Here is a 17,138-nt window from a genome sequence, read left to right as displayed (position 1 = left end):
ATAAGGGGCTGCGTGGTTCAGCCCGCGGCTACCGAGCGCCCGCGCCAGGCAAGCAGGCGGGATTCGATGCGGCTGGCGATCCAGTTCAGCGTGAAGCCGACCAGGCCGACCACGATCACGCCGAAGATCACCAGGTCCATCCAGAAGTTCTCGCGGCCGTCGGTCATGGTGTTGCCGATGCCCTTGCCGGATACCAGCAGGTACTCCGCGCCGAGCGTGGCCAGCCACGCATAGATCAGCCCCAGGTGGATGCCGGCGAAAATCGACGGGGCCGCCGACGGCAGCACCACGCGCCACAGCACCTGGGTGCGGCTGAATCGCAAGACGCGCGCAACCTCGAGCAGGTCGGCCGGTACGGCGCGGATGCCTTCGAAGGTGTTCAGCACCACCGGGAAGAATGCGGCCAGCGACAGGAACACCACCTTGGCGGCATCGCCCAGCCCGAACCAGACCGAGATCAGCGGGATCCATGCAAACAGCGAGATCTGCTTGACCGTGTGAAAGCTCGGGCCGACCAGGCGTTCGAACAGGCGCGACAGGCCCAGCGCCGTGCCGAACACCAGCCCGGCGCTGGCGCCGATGGCAAAGCCGGCCAGGTCACGCCACAGGCTGGCGGCCAATGCCGTGGCCAGCGCGCCGCTCTGCACCTGACGCACCGCGGTGTCCCAGACGCTGGAGACCGGCACCAGCAGCGGCGAAGTGGTCCAGCCAAAGCGCACGGCGGCCCACCACAGCGCGAGCAACGCGAGCGGCAGCACCCAGCCGCGCAGGGCGCGGGGCAGGCGGATACGGGGGCGGATTACAGAAGTGGTCATCGCGGCCTCGCCTCAGAAGCCCGGCTTGCGCCAGCGCAGCACCGCGCCTTCGGCCAGCGCCAGCGCCTTGTCCAGCGCAAAGCCCACCACCCCCACCACCACCACGGCGGCCAGCACCATGTCGAGCTGGAACAGCTGGCGCCCGTAGACGATCATGTAGCCCAGCCCCTCGGACGAGGCCAGCAGCTCCACCACCACCAGCGCCAGCCACGCGTGCGTCAGGCCGTAGCGCACGCCGTTCCACACCGGCGCGGCCGCGGCGGGCAGCACCACGCGCGACAGCGTCTGCCAGCGCGTGAGCTGCAGCACCCGCGCCACTTCCAGGTAGCGGGTCGGCACGCTGCCGATGCCCTTGTACGTGTTCAGCGCCACCGGCACGAAGGCGGCCTTGGCGATCAGGATCACCTTGAGCGCCTCGTCGATGCCGACCAGCAGCATCAGCAGCGGCAGCCAGCCCAGCACCGGCACCTGGCTGAAGGCCTTGAAGGTCGGGTAGACGTAGTCGCGCAAGGTCGGCGACAGGCCCATGGCCGCGCCCAGCGCCAGCCCACCGGCCAGGCCCACGGCAAAGCCGCCGGCCACGCGCAGCGCGCTGATCGCCAGGTTGGCCTGCAGCTCGCCGCTTTGCCACAGGTCGGCCAGCGTGCGTGCGACGTCTTCGGGGGCGGGCAGCACCTGCGGCGGAATCCAGGCATTGCGGGCAGCCACATACCAGACCAGCAGCAGCGCCAGCGGCACCGGCCAGGCCAGCAGCCAGCGTGTGGCATCCTGCCAGCGCAGTGGCTTGCGCGGAGCAGCCACGCGCGGCGCTGCGGCGGCGGGCAGTGAAAGCGAATCGGCGACGGACATGATGTCAGGCTCCCAGGATCTTGCCGTTGGGTTGGTAGACGGGCCAGTAGCTCTGCAGGCTCAGGTCGGTGAGCGCCGCCTTCAGGAAGCGCTGGTCGATCCACTGGTCCACGTCAAAGCGCGCACGGCTCAGCTTGAAGCGATAGGCCTGCTCGACCGCATCCTTGTAGCGGCTGACCAGGAAGGGATCGAAATTCGGGTTCAGCCGCACCCGCAGCGGCTCGCCGTCAAAGTCTTCCTTCCAGTGGTCATAAGGCGTACCCGCACGCGCCCAGGTGCGCAGCACTTCTTCTCGATGGCTCTCGTCCGAGGCCCACCGCGCCGCCTCGACCGCGGCCTTCACCAGGTGCTGCGTGGCCTCCGGATAGCGCCCGGCGAATTCGTCGCTCACCAGTACGTGGCTTTGCCGTGTGTAGATCGGCGACTGGTTCTTGCTGGAGTACAGGATGCGCACCGCGCCCTTGTCGCGCAGGCGCAGGATGTCCATGGCGCCGATGGCGGCGTCGATGTCGCGCGTGGACAGCGCCGCCAGGTAGCCGGCCGTGTCCAGGTTCAGCAGACGCAGGTCCTTGTCGGAGAGCCCGTTCGCTTCCAGCAGGCGCAGCGCCGGCAGATGCATATTGGTGCCCTTGAACAGCGACACGCGCTTGCCGCGCAGGTCGCTGACCGTCTTCAGCGGCGAATCGGGTGGCACGCCCACGTAGATGTTGGCGCGCACGCCGGTGGCCAGCACCAGCCGCGTTTTCAGGCCGGCGGAGCGGGCCACGATGGACGGCAGGTCGCCCTGCAGCGCAAAGTCGAGCTGGCGGTTGGCCAGCGCCTCGTTGACGGCGGGGCCGGCGCCCTTGAAGAAGAACCACTCCACGCGCGTGCCGGTCGGTTTGAACGATTCCTCCAGCCAGCCGCGCGCATGGGCAATCGCCAGCGAACTGCCGGCAAAGCTGGGCGGGGTGCCGGTGGCGGGCTGGGCCACGCCGACGCGGATCACGTCGGGACGCGCGGCCGGGCTTGCGCTGAACGCGGACAGCGGCGACAGCGAAGCCGCCATGCCCAGCCCGGACCAGGCCACGCAGCGCAGCAGCTCGCGGCGGGTCAGCGTGGGTGCAGCGGTGGCATGGGGGCGCGGGGTCGTCATCGTGCAGACCTTCTTGAAGTGGAGGACGGCTCCACGATAAGCGGCGCTGCGCGCGGACCAGAACGAATGATTCCGACTTTGGTTATCGGCCCCGCGCATATGGCGCGCAGCGCGGCGTTGGCATATCGGCATGCAATCTTCTTCGTTGGCCGAGCGCCGGTGCTGTCCTACAGTCTGCGCATTTTGATCCCTGCCAGGCTGACCAAGCCCTCACGATGAGCAATGACCTGACTTCCGGCCGCCGGCGCTTCCTGACAGCGCGGGGCGGTGCTGGGCGCCGCCGCGGCTGGCGCCGCTACTGCGGCGCGCGCAGAACCCCTGACGGTTGCGCCGTGGACGCGCACGCCGGGCGAGCCCGTGCTGTGGCATCCGTATGGCCAGCCGTCCCCGTTCGAGAAAGACGTGGTGCGGCGCAGCCGCAGCGCGGCGCCGCTGCCCGGCGCCAACTCGTCGATGACGCCTTTGCAGGACCTGCGCGGCATCATCACGCCGACCGGGCTGGTGTTCGAGCGCCATCACGCCGGCATCCCGCTGATCGACCCGGCGCAGCACCAGCTGGCGGTGCATGGCCTGGTGGCGCGCCCGCGCATCTTCACCATGGACGACCTGGTGCGCCTGCCGTCGGTGTCGCGCATCCATTTCCTGGAGTGCTCGGGCAACACCGGGCGCGAGTGGAAGGCGCCCGGTGCGAAGTCCGTGCAGATCAGCCACGGCTTGTTGTCTTGTTGCGAATGGACCGGCGTGCCGTTGTCCGTGGTGCTGGACGAAGTCGGCGTGGCGCCGGAAGCTGTGTGGGTGCTAGCCGAGGGCGCCGATGGCGCAGCGATGACGCGCAGCGTGCCGCTGGCCAAGGCGCTGGAAGACGCACTGCTGGTCTATGCGCAGAACGGCGAGATGCTGCGCCCCGAGCATGGCTATCCGCTGCGGCTGTTCCTGCCGGGCTATGAGGGCAACATGTCCATCAAGTGGCTGCGGCGCCTGAAGCTGGGGCGCGCGCCGTTCATGTCGCGCGAAGAGACTTCGAAATACACGGATTCCCTGCCCGACGGCAGCGCGCGGCAGTTCACCTTCCTGATGGACGTGAAGTCCGTGATCACCTTCCCCGCGCCGGATCACAGATTGCGTGAGCGCGGCTTCTACGAGATCGCGGGCCTGGCGTGGTCGGGCCACGGGCGTATCCGCCGCGTCGAGGTGTCGGTCGACGGCGGCCGCAGCTGGCGCGAGGCGCAACTGCAGGAGCCGGTGCTGGACCGCGCCCTGGTGCGCTTCCGCCTGCCGTGGCGCTGGGATGGCGGGCCAGCTTCGCTGGAGAGCCGCGCCATCGACGAAGCCGGCAACGTCCAGCCCACGCCGGACCAGCTGGTGGCCGCGCGCGGCGTGGCTTCCACCTATCACTACAACGCGATCCAGCGCTGGCGCGTGGCCGCGGACGGGAGCATTGCCAATGCGCGCGCTTGAACGATTCAGCGGTGCCGTCGCCGTGCTGGCGCTGGCCTGCGCTGCGCAAACGGTCCTTGCGCAGACCTTCGGCATAGGCCGCCCCGCCAGCGAGCGCGATCTTGCCGCGTGGAATATCGACGTGACCCCGGACGGCACTGGCCTGCCGCCAGGCAGCGGCACGGTCGCGCGGGGCCAGCAGGTCTATGCGCAGCACTGTGCCGCATGTCACGGCGTCAATGGCGAAGGCAAGCCGGCCGATGCGCTGGTGGGCGGGCAGGGCACGCTGAAGGACGCCGCCAGGGGCAAGGACCCCGTCAAGACCATCGGCAGCTTCTGGCCCTACGCGACCACGGTATTCGACTTCATCAACCGCGCCATGCCCTACAACGCGCCCCAGAGCCTGGCGCCGGACGAGGTCTATGCCGTCACCGCGTGGCTGCTGCACAGGAACGGCGTCCTGCCCGCAGATGCGGTGCTGGACGCGAGCACGCTGCCGCAGGTGAAGATGCCGAACCGCGATGGCTTTGTCGCCGACGCGCGCCCGGATACGGCCAACGTGCCGTGCCGCAGCGGTTGCCCCGGCAAGCCCTGATGGCCCGCAAATGTCGAGACATGGATATGCGATAAGCGGATAAGGGCCAGCGATATGATTCGTTGACCGGGCAATGGCCGGCTCTCTACAGTGCAAGCTTGTACGCGGCATCCCCGATGCCGCATCGACTTCCCCCGTATGCCAGAGCTTGCCATGACGACCGCAACCGCCCACGCCAGTGTTTCGCGCCAGCAGAGCGCGCCGCTTTCCACCGCATTTTTCGCAGATGCGGGCAACTTCGAGATCCGTGCGCTGGACGCGCCGCTGGGCGCGGAAGTGATCGGGCTCGACTTGTCGCAGCCGCTGTCCGACGCGGATTTTGCCCGCATCCATCGCGCCCACCTCGACTACCACGTGGTGGTGTTCCGCGACCAGCAGATCACGCCCGCGCAGCAGATCGATTTCAGCCGCCGCTTCGGCCCGCTGCAGATCCACGTGCTGCACCAGTTCCAGCTGCCGGGCCATGCGGAAGTGCTGGTGGTGTCCAACGTGGTCGAGAACGGCAAGCCGATCGGGCTGGGCGATGCCGGCCACTTCTGGCATTCGGACCTGTCGTACAAGGAAAAGCCCAGCCTCGGTTCGTTGCTGCATGCGCGCGAGCTGCCCGCCGAGGGAGGCGATACGTTGTTCGCCAACATGCACCTGGCCTGGGACACGCTGCCGGCTGCGCTGCAGCGCGCCGTCGATGGCCTGCAGGCCGAGCACACCTACCTGGCGCGCTATGCCGAGCTGCAGCAACGCAGCCCGTGGCGGCCCAACCTGACGCCGGAGCAGATTGCGCAAGTCAGGCCGGTGCTGCAGCCGGTGGTGCGCACCCATCCGGAAACGGGGCGCAAGGCGCTCTTTGTCAGCGAGCATTTCACCACCCGCATCGTCGGCCTGCCCGAGAAGGAAAGCCGCGACCTGCTGGACCAGTTGTTCGCGCACAGCGTCAAGCCCGCCCACATCTACCGCCACCAGTGGCAGCCACATGACCTGGTGTTCTGGGACAACCGCTCGCTGCTGCATCTTGCCGCGGGCTGTCCGCCGGAACTGCGGCGCGTGATGTACCGCACCACCATCGAAGGTGACGTGCCGCGCTGAAGGCGGCAGCGGTATCGCAAGTCACCGTACGCGCTTGCACTGGCAAGCGCTCATCCACGTATTCCCCGGAGTTTCGATCATGTTCTCTCGTTTTTCCCGCAGGCTCGGCCTGCTGGCGCTGAGCGCCGGCCTGGCCATCACCGGCACCGCGCACGCCGAAGGCAAGCTGCGTATTGCCGAACAGTTCGGCGTGGTCTACCTGCTGCTCAACGTGGCGCGCGACCAGCAGTTGATCGAGAAACACGGCAAGCAGCAGGGCGTCGACATCAAGGTCGAATGGACTCAACTGTCGGGCGGGGCCGCGGTCAATGACGCGCTGCTGTCCGGTGCCATCGATATCGCCGGCGCCGGCGTGGGCCCGCTGCTGACGCTGTGGGACCGCACCCACGGCAAGCAGAACGTGCGCGGCTTGGCGTCGCTGGGCAACTTCCCGTACTACCTGGTCAGCAACAACCCCAAAGTGAAGTCGATTGCCGATTTCACGGAGAAGGACCGCATCGCGCTGCCGGCGGTGGGCGTGTCGGTGCAGTCGCGCGTGCTGCAACTGGCTGCGGCCAGGCAATGGGGCGACAAGGAGTACAACCGCCTCGACAAGTGGACCGTGGCGGTGCCGCACCCGGATGCGGCCGCGGCGATCATTTCCGGCGGCACCGAGATCACCGGGCACTTCGGCAATCCGCCGTTCCAGGAGCAGGAACTGGCCGGCAATCCGAACGCGCGCATCGTGCTGAACTCGTATGACGTGCTGGGCGGCCCCAGCTCCTCCACGGTGCTGTACGCGACCGAGAAATTCCGCAACGATAATCCCAAGACCTATCGCGCTTTCGTCGATGCGCTGGCCGAGGCCGCGGCCTTTGCCACCGCCAATCCGGAAGCGGCCGCCGACATCTACCTACGCCAGAGCAAGGCCAAGACCGACCGCGCGCTGCTGCTGCGCGTGCTCAAGAACCCGCAGGTGCAGTTCCGCGTGGCGCCGCAGAACACCTTTGCGCTGGCCGCTTTCATGCACCGCGTGGGCGCGATCCGCAACCAGCCCAAGTCCTGGCAGGACTATTTCTTCCAGGACCCGGTCACCGCGCAGGGGAGCTGAGCATGGCCACCCACAACCTGCGCGTGGTGTCGGACCGCGCCACGCCCCTGCTGCAGGTGGATGGCGTGTCGCTGGAGTACTGCACGCCCGAGCGCATCGTGCGGGCCACCCATCGCGTCAGCTTCGACGTGCATGCCGGCGACCGCTTCGCGCTGCTGGGCCCGTCCGGCTGCGGCAAGTCCACGCTGCTGAAGGCGGTTGCCGGGTTCGTTCCGCCCAGCGAGGGCGAGATCCGGCTGGAAGGCCGGCGTGTGCTGCAGCCCGGCCCGGACCGCATCGTGGTGTTCCAGGAGTTCGACCAGCTGCCGCCGTGGAAAACGGTGGTGCAGAACGTGATGTTCCCGCTGCGGCAAGCGCGCAAGCTGTCGCGGGCAGAGGCGCGCGAGCTGGCGCTGGACAGCCTGCACAAGGTGGGGCTGGCCGATTTTGCCGATGCCTACCCACATACGCTGTCGGGCGGCATGAAGCAGCGCGTGGCGATCGCGCGCGCACTGGCGATGCGCCCCAAGGTGCTGCTGATGGACGAGCCCTTTGCCGCGCTGGACGCCCTCACGCGCCGGCGCATGCAGGAAGAGCTGCTGGCGCTGTGGGACGACGCAGCCTTCACCTTGCTGTTCGTCACGCATTCGATCGAAGAGGCGCTGGTGGTGGGCAGCCGCATCCTGCTGCTGTCGCCGCACCCGGGCCGCGTGCGCGCGGAACTCAACAGCCACCAGTTCAGCCTGGCCAGCCAGGGCGGCGCCGAATTCCAGGCCGCCGCGCAACGCATCCATACCTTGCTGTTCGACGAGCCCGCCGCCGAGGCCGCGCCGCGTGCGCGCAGCGCGGCGGGCCGCTGATCCGCGACATCGCATCATGACGCAACCGACACTGACACTGGCCGACACGCTTCGGCCCGAATACGAACGCGAGCCTGAACCCTTCACCGAAGCCCCGCTTGCGCGCGCGCTGCCGTGGCACCAGCGCCTGTGGCAACACGGCTGGCTGCGCAAGGCGGTGATCCTGCTGGCGCTGGGGCTGATCTGGGAGCTGGTGGCGCGCGTGCAGGACAACGACCTGCTGCTGCCGTCCTGCCTGGCCACGATGCGCGCCTTTGCCGAGGCGGTGGGCAGCGGCGAGCTGCCGGGCAAGGCGGCGATTTCGCTGTCGGTGCTGCTGCGCGGCTATGCGGCCGGCATCGTGCTGGCGTTCGTGCTGACCTCGCTGGCCGTGTCCACGCGCTTTGGGCGCGATGTGCTGGATACGCTCACCGCCATGTTCAACCCGCTGCCGGCGATAGCGCTATTGCCGCTGGCGCTGCTGTGGTTCGGGCTGGGCACCAGGAGCCTGGTCTTCGTGCTCGTCCATTCGGTGCTGTGGCCGCTGGCGCTGAACATGTACGCGGGCTTCCAGTCAGTTCCGCCGACGCTGCGCATGGCGGGCCGCAACTACGGCCTGCGCGGGCTGCGCTATGTCGCGCTGGTGCTGGTGCCGGCGGCGCTGCCGGCGATCCTGTCGGGCCTGAAGATCGGCTGGGCCTTTGCCTGGCGCACGCTGATCGCGGCCGAGCTGGTGTTCGGCGCGTCGTCGGGGCAGGGCGGGCTGGGCTGGTTCATCTTCCAGAACCGCAATGAGCTCTACACCGACCGCGTTTTTGCAGGGCTGGCCGCGGTGATCCTGATCGGGTTGCTGGTGGAGGGGCTGGTGTTCACCACGCTGGAACGGCTCACGGTGCGCCGCTGGGGCATGCAGCAGTAGCCGCCCGCTTGCCGTGTGCCGGCATGGGGCGTAGGCTACGCCTCCGGTACGCAACCGGAGCCCACCCATGACCGCCATCCACCAGGCCGCCGCACAGGGATTCGCCAGCCAGGCCGATACCTACGCGCGCGGACGTCCCGAGTATCCCACTGAAATCGACACCTGGCTGCGCGGCACGCTGGGCCTGCGCGCGGGCCGCACCGTGCTGGACCTGGGCGCGGGCACCGGCAAGTTCACGCGCCGGCTGGTGGAGACGGGGGCGACGGTGATCGCGGTCGAACCGGTGGCGCAGATGCGCGCACAGCTGGCCACGGTGCTGCCGTCAGTGCAGGCGCTGGAAGGCAGTGCCGAGGCCATCCCGCTGCCCGATGCCAGCGTCGACGCCGTCGTCTGCGCGCAGGCCTTCCACTGGTTTGCCAATGCGCGCGCGATGGCGGAAATCGGCCGCGTGCTGCGCCCCGGCGGCCGGCTAGGGCTGGTATGGAACGTGCGCGATGAAAGCGTGGACTGGGTGGCGCAGCTGACGGCCATCATGACGCCGTATGAAGGCGACGCGCCGCGCTTCTACAAGGGCGACTGGAGGCGGGTCTTTCCCGCCGAGGGCTTCGGGCCGCTGGCGCTGCAGCGCCTGCCCTACACGCATGTAGGGGCGCCGCAGCAGGTGATCGTGGACCGGGTGATGTCGGTGAGCTTCATTGCCGCGCTGCCGGCGGCGGAGCAAGCCCGCGTGCGTGAACGGCTGCAGGCGGTTATCGACGGGCATCCCGCGCTGGCGGGCCGAGCCGAGGTTGCTTTCCCTTATCGCACCGAGGCCTATTGCTGCGAACGGCTGGCCTGACGCTACATCGTCGCCTGCCGCACCCAGAATGCGGCGCCGTGGCGCGCAACGGCGCCGGGTTCGGGTTTCCGGGCCGTCGCGGGAAGCTGACGCGCCGGTTGTTTGGGTAAGCCATGCCTGGGCCGTGGCCGGGGCATGCTTGGCGCTTGACTGGAAGCACGGTGCCCGGCGAATCGAAAGTGGATCGATCGTAGCGGGACGCAGGCTGGCTGGAGGGTGCGGCTTTCCGAAATGACCCCGGGAAATTTCTGCAATGCGGGGTGGTGCGAGCCGGGCTCAGTGCATCGGCAAATGGCCGATAGCGGTCAGCGCCTGCACCACTTCGGGCGACAGGCGGCGTTCCCTGCATGGCACGCCCGCGGTCTCGAGCGTGGTCCACAGGTCTGCGTCGCCGGTGACGATACGCTGCCGCAGGTGGGCCAGGTATGTGTACTCCGCGGAGGTCAGCGGGCGCGGGGCGCTACGCAGGTCATCCAGGATGGCGCCAAGCGAGAGGGCGGGAACGGTCATACCAGGGTCGGGAAAAGCACGGCGGTGAGACATTGCAGCGAGGGTACGGAAAGCAGCGCAGGGATTGCGCAGAGGTCAGGCAACGCATGATTTTATCCACGCCGTGCAGCGGCTGCTTAATCAAAAGCAGGTAACTTTCCCTCTAATTCCACTTGCAAACTGGGGAGTGGCGAGTACGCGCACGCAATGTGGCGCATGCGGTAGCCGGGGGGCCGGCGAAGGCGCTTGGGCGACGGCCTGGGCGGCAGGAGGCACTGGCCACGTGTTGCAGAAAAACGCCAGCGCGCCGCCGCCCGGATCCATGAATGCGTGCAGCGTCGTTTGCGCGGCTCCGCCGCACGTGTGCTGCTTCCTTGACACGCAGCAGGGCGGATTGACAAGCCGGGATGCGTTCTATACGTTGGCGCATCGTTCCGTCATCCGGTCCAGCCAGGATCGCCGCCGTCCGCCATGCCACGCAAAGCCGCACAGGTTTCAGAAGCCGACAAGCACGCCGCCGCGGGCGGCGCCATCGCCGTGGACCGGGCGCTGTTCGTGCTGTCGGTGTTCCGCCTTGGCGATACCGCGCTGGGGCTGGCCGAGCTGGCGCAGCGCAGTGGCCTGTACAAGAGCACGCTGCTGCGCTTGCTGGCCTCGCTCGAGCACGCCGGGCTGGTGCGGCGCCAGCCGGACGGGCGCTATGGGCTGGGTCCCGAGGTGGCGCGGCTCAATGCCGTCTACGCGGCGTCGTTCTCATTGGAGGCGGTGGTGATGCCGGCGCTGCGCGAGTTGGTGCGCATCACGCGTGAAAGCGCGGCCTTCCATGTCGAGCAGGGCGAGCACCGACTGTGCCTGTACCGCGTCGATTCGCCGCAGCCGGTGCGCGACCATGTCCGCGCCGGCGAACTGCTGCCGCGCGACCGGGGCGCCGGCGCGCGCGTGCTGCGCGCCTTTGCGGGCGAGTCCGGCTCGCTCTACGAGCGCATCCGGCACGAGGGCGTGGCGGCTCTGGTGGGCGACCGCAGCCCCGATCTTGCCGGGGTGTCGGCGCCGGTGTTCGGTCCCGGCGATGTGCTGTGCGGCGCGCTGACGCTGACCTGCCCGGCCTCGCGCTACCGGGAAGACTTCCGCGTCGATGTGCTGCATGCGGCGCGTGTGCTGACCCAGGCGCTGGGCGGCTCCTTTCCGGACAGCATTGCGGACAAGGCCACCCCGGACTGAGCTGCGTGTGCAGCCGGCCCGACCCGGCTTGTCGGGGGTGCCACGGCCCGGCATGTGCGGGCTATCATGCGGCTGGCATTGAAAACAACGCACGTCACATGTTGTGAAAACAAGTGCGGGAGATGCCTGCTTCGCGCCCCTGTGGCCTGATGCCCGCTGCTCGATATTGACGGCGCGGCAGACGGCATCCTTGAGGAAATCCCCATGCACCTGGACCAGCAGACCATTGCGGTGGTGATGATGGTGTTTTTCTGCAGCACGCTGATTATTGCGGCGGGGCTGGTGTTCGCGCTGCGCGCGAGCGAGGCGGGGCGGCTGTGGGCGTTCGGGCACGTGCTGGTGTCGGCCGCGGGCCTGGCGCTGGCCATCAGCGCTGCCAGCGGCACGGGCCATCTGGGCACGCTGGGTGCGTTGGCGTTCGTGGCTGGCTGGCTGCTGATCTACCGCGGCGTGCGGGTCTATTACGGGGTGCCGGCCCATCCCGCGGCGCTGGCCGCCGCGGGCGTGATCGTGCTTGGCCTGATCGCGGCCACCAGCGGCATGCCCGACGGGCAGCAGGTGGTGCTGCGCATCGTCTACGGCTTGCTGGCGCTGGTGTCGCTGGCCACCTTTGCCACGCTGGCGCGCGCCGGGCGCGGGCGCCGCAGCATCGGCGCGCCGCTGGTGCTGGTGGCCAGCCTGGTGCATCTGGCCACGCAGCTGGCCGGCTTCAGCCATGCCATGAACCTGCCCTTGGCGGGCGGTGCGGGCGCCGCGCCGCTGACGCTGTTCTTTGCCGGCCCGGCCGGCTCGGCCTGGCTGCTGGCGCCGCTGATCGCCACGCTGCTGGGCCTGTTCGGCTTCACCATGATGGCGATGGAGCAGATCATCGCGCACAACGAAAGCGGCGCGCGCGTGGATGCCCTGACCGGGCTGCTCAACCGCGGGGCGCTTGAGATGTCGGCACTGTCGCTGGTGGCGCGCTGGCAGCGCGACGGGCAGGCGCTGTCCTGCCTGGTGATCGACATCGATTATTTCAAGCAGGTCAACGATACCTTCGGCCACCACGCCGGCGACGCCGTGCTGCGCGAGGTTGCGCATGCGCTGGACAATTCGCGCCGCGCCTCGGACGTGGCCGGGCGCTATGGCGGCGAGGAGTTCTGCGTGTTGTGCCCGCATACCGACGAGCAGCAGGCCTCGGCGCTGGCCAACCGGATCCTGCGCAAGGTGCGCGCGATCGAACTGCCCGCCGGCCATGGCCATGCCAGCGTCAGCATTGGCATGGCGCAGCTGCGCGGCGGCCCGGGCAGCAAGGAAGCGCTGTGGCGCCTGTTGTTCGCCGATGCGGATCGCGCCCTCTACCACGCCAAGGAACATGGGCGCGACCGCTACGTGCTGGCCTCGTCCATGGTGGCGCCGGCGGCCGCGAGCGCATCGCCGGCGTCAATGCTGGCGCCTGAGCCCGACCTGGCCGGCTGACCCCGTTATGCCTGCCGGCCTGGCTCTGGCACATCGCGCTGCGGCGCACCGTCGTAGGTCCACAGGAACTGGCGCGGCATCGGGCCCTTGTTGCGCCCGCCCTCGCAGGTCTGTTCCCAGGCATGCGCCAGGATGCCGACCGAGCGCGACAGGCAGAACAGCCCCCGCGCCAGCGGTGCGGCAAAGCCCAGTTCGGCATAGATCACCGCGGTGGCGCCATCGATATTCATTGGGATGGGTTTGCCGCGGCCGGCACCCAGCGCTGCCTCGACCGCGCGCGCGATCCCCGCGTAGCGCCCGCTGACCACGCCGTTGGCCGCGGCCTGGTCGACCAGCGCCAGCAGCCGCGGCGCACGCGGGTCGACCGGGTGGAAACGGTGGCCAAAGCCGGCAATGAACTTGCCGTGCAGGTCGCGGTAGTGCTGCAGCGCGGCGGCGACGGCGTCGTCCATGGCGCTGCTCGCATCCAGCCGCTGCGCCACGTCCTGGTAAAGCGCCACCGCCTGTTCACCGGCGCCGCCATGCACGTCGCCCAGCACGTTGACGGCGGAAGCCATGGCGTTGTTCAGCCCCACGCCGCAGGTGGCCGCCATGCGTGCGATGGCAATGCTGGGCGCCTGCGGGCCGTGGTCGACCGCGGCCATCAGCGCCGCGTCCAGCAGCTCGCCCTGCCCGGGGCCGGGCAGCTCGCCGCGCAGCATCAGCCAGATCATCTGCGCAAACGAGACCCGGCCGATCAGTTGTTCGATGGGGTAGCCGCGGTAGCGGATCTCGCCCGGGCGCATGTCGATGATGCCGGTGCGCCACCAGTCCTGCGACAGGCGCTGGCCCGGGTCCATGGCGTCATCCCGGGTGTGGCCGGGGTGGCTGCTGGTGTCGATGCCGCTCATATCGCGCGCTCCTCGCTCAGTTGGTCGATGTCCGCATTGCTGTAGCCTAGGCTGGCCAGCACCTGCCGCGTATGCTGGCCCAGCTCCGGCGGCGGCGTGTCCACGGCCGGGGCCTCGCGGTTGAGCTTGAAGCCGGTGCGCACCACGCGGATATCGCGGCCTACGCCGGGCGCATCGGCAAATTCGCCGATCATGCCGCGCTCGCGCACCTGCGGATGGGCCAGCGTCTGCGGCACGTCCAGCACCGGGCCGGCGGGCACGCCGGCCTCGGTCAGCAGCGGCCACCATTCGGTGGCCGGCTTCTTCGCCAGCTCTGCTTCCAGCGCCTGTGTCAGTTCCCCCCGGTTGGCCAGCCGTGCCTGGCGCTGCGCGAAGCGCGCATCGGCGGCCAGCTCGGGACGGCCCAGCACGCGGCACACGGCTTCAAACTGTTCCTGCTTGTTGGCGGCGATATTGAGCAGCCCGTGCGCGGTGCGGAACGTGCCCGAGGGGCTGGCGGTCATGTTCTCGTTGCCCATCGGCGCCGGCACCTTGCCGGCGATCAGGTGGTTGGACACCACCCAGCCCATGGTGGCCAGCGTGGCTTCCAGCATCGATACGTCGATGAAATAGCCTTCGGTGCGCTGGTGGTCCGCCAGCGCCGCCGACACCGCCAGCGCCGCGGTCAGCCCGCCGATGGTGTCCGAGACCGGATAGCCGACCCGCAACGGTGCGCTCTGCGCATCGCCGGTAATGCTCATCACGCCGGCCATGCCCTGGATGATCTGGTCATAGGCCGGCAGCCCGGCCAGCGGCCCGTCCTGGCCGAAACCGGAAATCGCGCAGTAGATCAGGCGCGGGTTGTCCTGCTTCAGGGTCTCGTAGCCCAGCCCGAGCCGGTCCATCACGCCGGGGCGGAAGTTCTCCACCAGCACGTCGGCGCTTTGCACCAGCTTGCGGAACACCTCCTTGCCGCGCGCGTGCTTCAGGTTCAGGGTGAGCGACTGCTTGCCGGGGTTCTGGGCCAGGAACGACACGCCCATCAGGCGCTGGTTCAGCTCGGCATCGGCGCCCAGCTGGCGCGCCAGGTCGCCGGTGCCGGGGGTTTCCACCTTGATGACTTCGGCGCCCAGGTGGGCAAGCTGGTGGCAGCAGAACGGCCCGGCCAGCACATTGGTGAGGTCGAGCACGCGGATATGGCGCAGGGGCTTTTGCATGGGGCTACGTCCGGCCGTACGTTCTTGACGTTCCGTAGAACAGAACAATGGTCTTTAATAAAGAACAGACGCAGCATAGGAGGCGCATGCTGGCGTGTCAAGGCACGCGCCAGCCCCTGCCGGGGCCGGACTTGCTGGAACGGAATTACAGGAACGTGAACACTTCTTCCCGCGACAGCCGCGACTTCGGCAGCGCGGCATTGAAGTCCTGCGCGCTGCGGTAGCCAAGGCTGACCAGCGCCACGCTGGTCAGCCCGCGCTCGCGCAGGCCCAGTTCGAGGTCGAGCGGGCCGGTATCGATGCCTTCCATCGGCGTGGCGTCCACGCCCAGCGCGGCCGCGGCCATCAGCAGGCCGCCCAGCGCCAGGTAGACCTGGTGTGTCATCCAGTGCTGCAGGTCGTAGCGGTGCAGGTCGACAAAGCCGCGGCGGATCTTGTCCATGCCGGCGCGGGCAGCGTCATCGGCAAAACGCCCGTCGCGCTGCTCGGCCGCCAGGATGCCGGCCAGGTGGGCGGCATCCATTTCCGTGCGCACGCACAGCGCGATCACATGCGAGGCGTCCTGGATCTTCTGCGTGTTGTAGGGATGGCGGTCGACGGTGGCGCGCGTCATCCGTGCCCGGCCTTCGGGCGTGGCGGCAACCACGAAGTGCCACGGCTGGGAATTGACCGAGGACGGGCTCTTGTGCAGCACGGCGAGCAGCTGGTCCACGGTGGCCTGGGGCAGGGTGCGGCCTGCCTCGAAGGCTTTGGTGGCATAGCGGGTATCGACGATGTCGGAGAGATTCATGACCAGGCTCCAGTTGGAAAGTGGGTGATGCAGGGAGCACCACGCCGAGGTCGCCATGGTCCCAGTTGCCATGTCATTGAAAAAGAGACATTTGATTAGTACTGCCTTCAATGCATGTTTGAAAATAGCTTCCCGACAACATCGTCTGCCCCTCGGGCCTCCACGGTCAGCGCGACTGCCCTACAATGACGCCCCCGCCCGCGCCGGCCTTGCGCCGCGCGGGCTACTTTGTCTTGCAGGGAACGGAATCGATGATGTCAAACGCATGCGGCCTGGACTTCGGCACGTCCAATTCAACGGTCGGCTGGAGCCATCCGGAGCGGCCGGCGGCGCTGCTGCCGCTGGAGGACGGCAAGGTGACGCTGCCCTCGGTGATCTTCTTCCATGCGGAGGATCCGCTGGTCAGCTATGGCCGCGCCGCGCTGGGTGATTACCTGGCTGGCTATGAAGGCCGGCTGATGCGTTCGCTCAAGAGCCTGCTGGGCACCTCGATGATGGACGACAGCACCGAGGTGATGGGCCAGGCGATGCCGTTCCGCAAGCTGCTGGCGCACTTCATCCGCGAGCTGAAGACGCGTGCCGAGCAGGCTGCCGGCACGGAGTTTTCGCGCGCCGTGCTGGGCCGCCCGGTATTCTTCATCGACGAGAACCCGGCCGCCGACCAGCTCGCCGAAGACACCCTGGCCGAGATCGCGCGCGACGCGGGCTTCGGCGAGATCGCGTTCCAGTACGAGCCGATCGCCGCGGCCTTCGACTACGAGGCCCGGATCACGCGTGAGGAACTGGTGCTAGTGGCCGACATCGGCGGCGGTACCTCGGACTTCTCGCTGGTGCGGCTGTCGCCCGAGCGCGCCGCGCGCAGCGACCGGCGCGACGACATCCTGGCCAATGGCGGCGTGCATATCGGCGGCACCGACTTTGACCGTGCGCTCAGCCTGGCGCGCGCAATGCCGCTGCTGGGCCTGGGCAGCGCGCTGCGCAACGGCAAGGCGATGCCGTCCAGCCAGTATTTCGACCTGGCCAGCTGGCACACCATCAACCTGGTCTATACGCGCAAGGCGTGGTCGCTGGTGATGGACAACTACCGCGACGCGGCGGATACGGTCAAGCTCGACCGCCTGGTGCGGCTGATCCGCGAGCGTGCCGGGCACTGGCTGGCCATCCAGATGGAAGCCGCCAAGATCGCCTTGTCCGATGACGGCAGCACCGACGTGGACCTGCACCGGCTGGAGCAGGGGCTGACGCTGACCATCACGCGCGACGAGTTCGATGCGTCGATCGACAAGCTGGTGGTGAAGACCGAGCAGACTGTGCAGAAGCTGCTGGTGGACGCCGGCGTGGATGGCGCCGCGGTAGATACCATCTTCTTCACCGGCGGCTCCAGCAGCGTGCCGCTGCTGCGGCAGCGGCTGGCGGCGCTGTTGCCGGAAGCGCGTTGCGTGGAAGGGGACCGGTTTGGCAGCATCGGCAGCGGGCTGGCGCTGGATGCTGTGCGGAAGTTTGGCGGCTGACGCC

At 68.6% G+C, this 17,138-nt stretch carries 17 protein-coding genes; 10 read left to right on the top strand and 7 right to left on the bottom strand.

Annotation, left to right across the window (positions count from 1 at the left end; translation table 11 throughout):
• Nucleotides 1-17: 17 nt before the first annotated feature.
• From CNE_RS28825 to CNE_RS28815, 3 genes are read right to left on the bottom strand one after another with little or no spacing between them, the layout of a single operon-like run.
• Nucleotides 18-815, bottom strand: coding sequence for an ABC transporter permease (locus tag CNE_RS28825; RefSeq protein WP_013953826.1), 798 nt, complete (start codon nucleotides 813-815; stop codon nucleotides 18-20).
• A gap of 12 nt (nucleotides 816-827) precedes the next feature.
• Nucleotides 828-1,664, bottom strand: coding sequence for an ABC transporter permease (locus CNE_RS28820; protein ID WP_013953825.1), 837 nt, complete (start codon nucleotides 1,662-1,664; stop codon nucleotides 828-830).
• A 4-nt stretch (nucleotides 1,665-1,668) separates the two neighbouring features.
• Nucleotides 1,669-2,799, bottom strand: a complete 1,131-nt coding sequence (locus tag CNE_RS28815) for an ABC transporter substrate-binding protein (RefSeq protein ID WP_013953824.1) — start codon at nucleotides 2,797-2,799, stop codon at nucleotides 1,669-1,671.
• A gap of 267 nt (nucleotides 2,800-3,066) precedes the next feature.
• On the opposite strand from CNE_RS28815, the gene soxC reads away from it, so the two are divergent.
• From soxC to CNE_RS28780, 7 genes are all read left to right on the top strand, one after another.
• Entirely contained in the window at nucleotides 3,067-4,257 is a 1,191-nt protein-coding gene (gene soxC / locus CNE_RS28810) for a sulfite dehydrogenase (protein WP_013953823.1), read from the top strand.
• Nucleotides 4,244-4,831, top strand: a complete 588-nt coding sequence (locus CNE_RS28805; RefSeq protein WP_013953822.1) for a c-type cytochrome — start codon at nucleotides 4,244-4,246, stop codon at nucleotides 4,829-4,831. The genes soxC and CNE_RS28805 overlap by 14 nt, the downstream gene beginning before the upstream one ends.
• 153 nt (nucleotides 4,832-4,984) lie before the next feature.
• Nucleotides 4,985-5,914: a TauD/TfdA dioxygenase family protein gene (locus tag CNE_RS28800; protein WP_041228944.1), complete on the top strand. Its 930-nt coding sequence runs from the start codon at nucleotides 4,985-4,987 to the stop codon at nucleotides 5,912-5,914.
• 79 nt (nucleotides 5,915-5,993) lie between these two features.
• The gene (locus CNE_RS28795) at nucleotides 5,994-7,004 is read left to right on the top strand and encodes an ABC transporter substrate-binding protein (RefSeq protein WP_013953820.1); all 1,011 of its coding nucleotides are present in this window, start codon (nucleotides 5,994-5,996) and stop codon (nucleotides 7,002-7,004) included.
• Between the two features lie 2 nt (nucleotides 7,005-7,006).
• On the top strand, nucleotides 7,007-7,843 hold the full coding sequence (locus CNE_RS28790; RefSeq protein WP_013953819.1) for an ABC transporter ATP-binding protein: 837 nt from the start codon (nucleotides 7,007-7,009) through the stop codon (nucleotides 7,841-7,843).
• A gap of 16 nt (nucleotides 7,844-7,859) precedes the next feature.
• Entirely contained in the window at nucleotides 7,860-8,741 is an 882-nt protein-coding gene (locus CNE_RS28785; protein WP_013953818.1) for an ABC transporter permease, read from the top strand.
• Between the two features lie 67 nt (nucleotides 8,742-8,808).
• On the top strand, nucleotides 8,809-9,579 hold the full coding sequence (locus tag CNE_RS28780; protein ID WP_013953817.1) for a class I SAM-dependent methyltransferase: 771 nt from the start codon (nucleotides 8,809-8,811) through the stop codon (nucleotides 9,577-9,579).
• Between the two features lie 276 nt (nucleotides 9,580-9,855).
• Here the strand turns inward: CNE_RS28780 and CNE_RS28775 are convergent, their stop codons facing one another.
• Nucleotides 9,856-10,089, bottom strand: coding sequence for a hypothetical protein (locus CNE_RS28775; RefSeq protein ID WP_010810922.1), 234 nt, complete (start codon nucleotides 10,087-10,089; stop codon nucleotides 9,856-9,858).
• A 450-nt stretch (nucleotides 10,090-10,539) separates the two neighbouring features.
• Here CNE_RS28775 and CNE_RS28770 point away from each other — a divergent pair, with 450 nt between their 5' ends.
• Nucleotides 10,540-11,289, top strand: coding sequence for an IclR family transcriptional regulator (locus CNE_RS28770; protein WP_013953816.1), 750 nt, complete (start codon nucleotides 10,540-10,542; stop codon nucleotides 11,287-11,289).
• Between the two features lie 204 nt (nucleotides 11,290-11,493).
• Nucleotides 11,494-12,747: a GGDEF domain-containing protein gene (locus CNE_RS28765; protein ID WP_013953815.1), complete on the top strand. Its 1,254-nt coding sequence runs from the start codon at nucleotides 11,494-11,496 to the stop codon at nucleotides 12,745-12,747.
• Nucleotides 12,748-12,752: 5 nt separating this feature from the next.
• Here the strand turns inward: CNE_RS28765 and CNE_RS28760 are convergent, their stop codons facing one another.
• The 3 genes from CNE_RS28760 to nfsB all read right to left on the bottom strand — a co-directional run bounded on the left by CNE_RS28760 (nucleotide 12,753) and on the right by nfsB (nucleotide 15,623).
• Nucleotides 12,753-13,637 (bottom strand): citryl-CoA lyase, encoded by an 885-nt coding sequence (locus CNE_RS28760; RefSeq protein WP_013953814.1) that lies wholly within the window; start codon nucleotides 13,635-13,637, stop codon nucleotides 12,753-12,755.
• Nucleotides 13,634-14,833, bottom strand: a complete 1,200-nt coding sequence (locus tag CNE_RS28755; protein ID WP_013953813.1) for a CaiB/BaiF CoA transferase family protein — start codon at nucleotides 14,831-14,833, stop codon at nucleotides 13,634-13,636. The genes CNE_RS28760 and CNE_RS28755 overlap by 4 nt, the downstream gene beginning before the upstream one ends.
• A gap of 145 nt (nucleotides 14,834-14,978) precedes the next feature.
• A complete protein-coding gene (gene nfsB / locus CNE_RS28750; RefSeq protein WP_041228718.1) occupies nucleotides 14,979-15,623 on the bottom strand; it encodes an oxygen-insensitive NAD(P)H nitroreductase in 645 nt (214 codons plus the stop codon).
• A gap of 251 nt (nucleotides 15,624-15,874) precedes the next feature.
• On the opposite strand from nfsB, the gene CNE_RS28745 reads away from it, so the two are divergent.
• The gene (locus tag CNE_RS28745; RefSeq protein WP_013953811.1) at nucleotides 15,875-17,134 is read left to right on the top strand and encodes an Hsp70 family protein; all 1,260 of its coding nucleotides are present in this window, start codon (nucleotides 15,875-15,877) and stop codon (nucleotides 17,132-17,134) included.
• Nucleotides 17,135-17,138: the final 4 nt, after the last annotated feature.

The sequence above is a fragment of the Cupriavidus necator N-1 genome (assembly GCF_000219215.1).
GTDB classification, from domain to species: Bacteria; Pseudomonadota; Gammaproteobacteria; order Burkholderiales; family Burkholderiaceae; genus Cupriavidus; species Cupriavidus necator.
Note: the sequence above shows the minus strand (reverse complement) of the source record. Positions and strands in the feature narration are given on the sequence as shown.